This is a genomic window from Thermodesulfobacteriota bacterium (genome assembly GCA_034189135.1).
Taxonomy (GTDB): Bacteria; Desulfobacterota; Desulfobacteria; order Desulfobacterales; family JAUWMJ01; genus JAUWMJ01.
In genome coordinates this window covers 1-5,258 of sequence record JAXHVO010000018.1, presented here as the reverse complement: position 1 = coordinate 5,258, position 5,258 = coordinate 1, and the positions used below count along the sequence as shown (strand labels likewise).

At 41.7% G+C, this 5,258-nt stretch carries 7 protein-coding genes; all 7 read right to left on the bottom strand.

Annotated features, from left to right (window positions below):
• Positions 1-115: 115 nt before the first annotated feature.
• Positions 116-304 carry a hypothetical protein gene (locus tag SWH54_02110; GenBank protein MDY6790040.1) on the bottom strand — a complete coding sequence of 63 codons (189 nt, stop codon included), beginning with the start codon at positions 302-304 and terminating at the stop codon, positions 116-118.
• Between the two features lie 92 nt (positions 305-396).
• On the bottom strand, positions 397-963 hold the full coding sequence (gene rfbC, locus SWH54_02105) for a dTDP-4-dehydrorhamnose 3,5-epimerase (GenBank protein MDY6790039.1): 567 nt from the start codon (positions 961-963) through the stop codon (positions 397-399).
• Positions 960-1,841, bottom strand: a complete 882-nt coding sequence (gene rfbA, locus SWH54_02100) for a glucose-1-phosphate thymidylyltransferase RfbA (protein ID MDY6790038.1) — start codon at positions 1,839-1,841, stop codon at positions 960-962. The genes rfbC and rfbA overlap by 4 nt, the downstream gene beginning before the upstream one ends.
• A 35-nt stretch (positions 1,842-1,876) precedes the next feature.
• On the bottom strand, positions 1,877-2,119 hold the full coding sequence (locus SWH54_02095; GenBank protein ID MDY6790037.1) for a hypothetical protein: 243 nt from the start codon (positions 2,117-2,119) through the stop codon (positions 1,877-1,879).
• A 172-nt stretch (positions 2,120-2,291) separates the two neighbouring features.
• Positions 2,292-3,386 carry a dTDP-glucose 4,6-dehydratase gene (rfbB, locus tag SWH54_02090; protein ID MDY6790036.1) on the bottom strand — a complete coding sequence of 365 codons (1,095 nt, stop codon included), beginning with the start codon at positions 3,384-3,386 and terminating at the stop codon, positions 2,292-2,294.
• Positions 3,387-3,668: 282 nt separating this feature from the next.
• Entirely contained in the window at positions 3,669-4,607 is a 939-nt protein-coding gene (locus tag SWH54_02085; GenBank protein ID MDY6790035.1) for a hypothetical protein, read from the bottom strand.
• A gap of 467 nt (positions 4,608-5,074) precedes the next feature.
• A partial coding sequence (locus SWH54_02080) for a hypothetical protein (GenBank protein ID MDY6790034.1) occupies positions 5,075-5,258 on the bottom strand: 184 nt, incomplete at its 5' end.

Below are 5,258 nucleotides of genomic sequence, written 5' to 3'. Positions count from 1 at the left end.
TTGTCGGAATGTTAACCAACTCATAGACCGACTGGATAAAGCGATTCTTGATGTCATCGACAACCCTGAGCAAACACAAAGAACAGCGGCAATCGGAAAATTATTCTGAGAAACACTATAAATAGGCATATCCATCCACATCAATTATCAATATTTTTTGATGTGGATACTTCTCTTTGTTTGGATGGTCTGTTTCAATTATTTTTACTCCTGCTTCAATTTTTTGGACTACTTCTTCGAAGGTAATCCCTCTTTCCCTTGCAAGGACCTCGTTTTTTTCCACATTCCATCTAAATATTTTCATAATTTATATTATAAGGCATTGTAGGTACAATGTCAATTGTTCTGTCGGAAAGTTTTACCAAAAAGCGCTTTGAGCTGAAAGGGATAAGGAGGCTATAGGGCAGTGGTATTTAGATGGGGATGTTTCTGAGCAGATAAGTCTTCCAAGCAAGGATGTTTCTTGTCGTTTTCTGAAAGCAATGGGTTTTTCAGCGGCCATTTTATTCCAATTTGCGGGTCATTCCAGGCAATTCCACCTTCAGCTTCTGGTGTATAAATATCACTGCACTTGTAACCGAAAATAGCATATTCACTTAAAACACAAAAACCATGAGCAAAGCCTTCTGGGATGAAGAGTTGGCGATGATTCTCACCTGATAAAATCACACCTTCCCATTGCCCAAACGTCGGTGAACCCCGGCGGATATCAACGGCCACATCAAATACTTTTCCCCTTATTACATAAACAAGTTTAGCCTGTGGGTGGGGATGCTGATAATGCAATCCCCTCAAAGTGTTTTGACTAGAATACGAAAGGTTGTCTTGAACAAAATTATAATGAATGTCACTTTCTTTATATCGCTCGAACCGATATAACTCCATGAAGTACCCACGTTGGTCGCTAAAGACATGTGGCTCGATAATCTCCACCCCTTCCAATTTAGTTTGAATTATCTTCATAACTGCTCCCGTGAACCGTTTACTATTTCAATAAGGTACTGGCCATAGTTATTTTTATTGAGAGGCTGGGCCAGCTTCAGCACTTGCTCTCCGTCAATATATCCCATGTGATAGGCAATTTCTTCAATGCAAGCGATCTTTAACCCTTGACGCTTCTCAATAACCTCGATAAAAGTCGACGCCTGTAACATGCTGTCGTGGGTACCGGTATCAAGCCAGGCAGTGCCTCGACCCATTTTTTCAACATACAGTTGTTTGCGACTGAGGTAAGTTCGGTTAACATCGGTAATTTCCAATTCACCCCGATTTGATGGTTTTAATTGGCTTGCTATATCGACGACTTGTGAGTCATAGAAATAAAGACCGGTTACCGCCCAATGTGATTTAGGCTTCTTGGGTTTCTCTTCAATATCGATCGCTTTACCGCTATCATCAAAATTAACCACGCCGTAGCGCTGGGGATTTTTTACCCAGTACCCGAAAACCGTTGCACCGGTATTACGATTACTCGCGCGGGCAAGTTTTTCAGGTAATCCATGTCCATAAAAAATATTATCGCCAAGAATTAAGCAGGCATTGTCCTTACCGATATACTTTTTACCAATTAAAAAAGCCTGGGCAAGACCTTCGGGCTTTGGTTGGACAGCGTAGTTAAGATTTAATCCCAACTGGTCTCCATCTCCCATCAAAGATTCGAAGTGTGGCAAATCATGGGGTGTAGAAATAATGAGGATATCACGTATACCGGCAAGCATGAGCACTGAAAGCGGATAGTAGATCATCGGTTTGTCATAAATAGGCATCAACTGTTTGCTGACCACCTTTGTAATGGGGTATAGTCTTGTGCCGGATCCACCGGCAAGAATAATTCCTTTCATCGCCTCTCTTCCTGTTTTCTGTTTTAATTATCCCATTAAACCTTCAGGTATGCTGATGACCCCAGCTTAGCTATGCTGGTAAATGCGAAAATGGTTTTCACCGCCCGCTTCGCTCGAGACGCGAAGTTCGCAGAGAGAAATCCTTTTTTCTTTTCTGGTGAGAGGCCAGAAAAGAAAAGATCTAACCGTGTGATGGCAATGAAAATCATGGCAACGCCAATAAAAACATGCTCTGAACAGCATCCTGCGTGGTCGAAAGGATAGTTGTTTGTTTTCATTCTTTCCCGTCCAGTTAAATGCAAAGCCTATTTAACCGGGATCAAAGGAAGACAGATTAAACAGTAAACTCTGCGTTTCCCGCGTTTCCGGGGTGAGTATTGTTTTTTATGTACCCTTTTAGGGTCGCCATTCAAGCCACTCCTTTGAGATGTGGTGGTTTACTTTATTAAATCATCGTTCTTTATAATTGGTGCCAACCCATTTCTGATATTCACCGCTGCGGACGTAATTGATCCAATCCTTATGATCGAGATACCAATCAACAGTTGCTGCCAATGCTGTGTCAAAGTCAAACCGCGGTTTCCAGCCAAGTTCTTTATTGATCTTACCGGCATCAATCGCATACCGTCTGTCGTGTCCGGGTCGATCCCTAACGAATTGAATTAAGTTCCTGCTGGAGTTTTTGGCGCTCAGTTTCAAGCGAACGTCCAACAGATCGCATAATGTGTGGATCACTTCAATGTTCTGACGCTCTGCACCACCACCTATGTTGTATGTTTCACCTGGAATTCCTTTATTAAAAGAAGTTAGCAAAGCCTCGCAATGATCGATCACATAAAGCCAGTCGCGCACGTTCTTCCCATCTCCGTATACCGGCAATGCTTTGGATTCAAGAATGTTAATAATCATCAAGGGGAGCAGTTTTTCAGGGAATTGGTAGGGGCCGTAGTTATTCGAGCAATTCGTAATGATAGTCGGCAGGCCATAGGTCCGATACCAGGCGCGGACCATATGATCAGACCCTGCTTTGGAAGCCGAGTATGGACTGGAAGGATCGTAAGCTGTGGTTTCTACAAAAAACCCTTCAGAACCGAGGCTCCCGTATACTTCATCAGTTGAAACATGTAAAAAACGAAAGTCCGGCCGCCTCTGTTTTTCCCAGGCTTTGTTACACGCAGACAGCAATCGACAAGTACCCAAAACGTTGGTTTCAGCGAAAGCTACGGGGCCGTGAATAGAACGGTCAACATGCGATTCAGCAGCGAAATGGATCACACCGTCAAATTTTTCTTCAGCAAAAAGCCGCTCGACAAGCTGACCATCGCTGATATTACCGTGCACAAAGTGATAACTTTCCGGCATTTTTTCTGCAAGATCAGCAAGATTGGCAGGATTGCCCGCATAGGTAACCGCATCAAGGTTGACTATCCGCCAATTAGGGTGTTTGCTCAATGTGTGGCGAATGAAGTTTGTTCCTATAAATCCGGCTCCTCCTGTTACAAGTATAGTCTTCGTTATAGTTTTAATTATTTCCTCGCTTTTCATTTTGTTTGAATAAAAACCAGTGAAATGTATTCATAGGACTGGGGTAAAACCCGAAGGGTTATTTTACTGGGATCGAAAGTCCATTTGATCGGGTCTGAGCCAAAATGGGTAAAAAAGGTTGCTGAGCAGAACAGGCAGGCGGCTTCGTTTGAAAAAAAATTTATGGAATGGAACACCGAAACAAATCAATGAATTATTTCACAACTATAAATCGCGCTGATGTTCTCTAAGCCTTACAAATGCCATCTGTTATTTTACCACATTATTTGAAGTCAACTTAATTTACTCTGTTGTTGAACCAATAATTTTTAGATTTGAAGGAGATGAAAGAGATGAATCAGGGCTAGGCCATCCTGCCAACCTCGCCATCATCCACCAAAATGCCTTCCCTTTAAGGATGCAATTCAACGATTTAGAATGAGCACAGGAACATGGCGGGCACTTTCCGGGATGATTGTAACACCATTCGTCCGCCCAGTTTTTACTGACACCATCTTCAATATAGTTGCACCCGTCATCAGCTCTTTTGTCCAGATAGTAGTTACCATCAGGATCATAACTTTCGATATCTGCAAAATCGAATAGGATTTTGTTATTCTTTATACAATAATTACGAATTTGATTATTCCGTCTATTCAGGTTTCCTTGCTCACCGGTTCCATCAAGGTGTCCGGTCATGTATATGAATGTGACGTCAGGGTAATCCATTTCAAGCTGGTTCATAAGTCTTAGATAAGTATTAATATTCTCTTCACTGGCTCTAGATACCTGACCGCACCAAGACCACATTATTATATTTGTATCACCCCATCCGGTATCTAAAAGTTTCCGTGTTCTAAGTGCCCAAGTAGTTCTATCCGGATTTCCAAGATCCCCTCTTGGCTCACGATCATATAGTGCCAGTGATTTTTTACTTCCAAACTTATCAAAAGAATACAGACCGGATTGCTCCCGAAGAACTCTCATTCCGCTTACTATCTGGCTTCCATGAGAGGTATGCCCGTAGGAAATGCCGAACTCAGCTTTTGCTTTGTTAATCCAGTATTCCGGAATGTGCTTTATATTCGTACATGTATGGTCAATTATGAGCTCCTTAGTACGATTAGCAGTTGTTTCGACCGGTGCGACTCTCTTACTTAAAGAGCAACCCGAAAAAAACAAAAGCGTAGAACTAATCAAAATGAATTGTGAAGTTTTAAAAATAAGAATAATTTTATTCATTCCTTCGGTCTTCCATTCTGTTGCATCTTTTACTATTCAATTAGTATTATAAAGTTTTAGAAAGTATTTCGTTCCAAATATAAGTAAATCCCATTATAGAAATGAATGGCACCACCGTAAGCTGATAAAGCCATTCATTAAAAGAGACCTTTGCAGATAAGCGCAGACCTCGAAACAGCACTTTTCAAAGTCTGCGACTATCTGCCCGATTCCTGCGTCCCCGATGAGCGGGATCTACGCTTCGCTTCGACAGGCTCAAATTTCAATCCATGAAATATTCAATATATTCATTTGGTTGAAAATTTTGCCTTATTTGGCTTGAATAAAAATTAGTATTTTTTAAAGACCTTTTAAAGTAAAAAATATATTTTTTTAAAGCTTGCAAAATTAAATAACTCTCAAATACATCGAAATGAGCCCTTAAGGATGTATTCGTTTTTCAACGACTCAATCGAGCTAAAAAAAGACTATTGCTTTCTTCGCCCATGCACCATCTTGCCAATCACAAAAAACAGTAACATAAGAACGAAGTACTGAGCCATTGGAACCGCTGACACATGAAACAGCCCGGATGAAGTGGTTGCGATAAAGCAACCTCCGCCGCTGCTTCCTCCACCGCCTCCGCCGCCTCCGCCACCTGAAGAAGCGGCA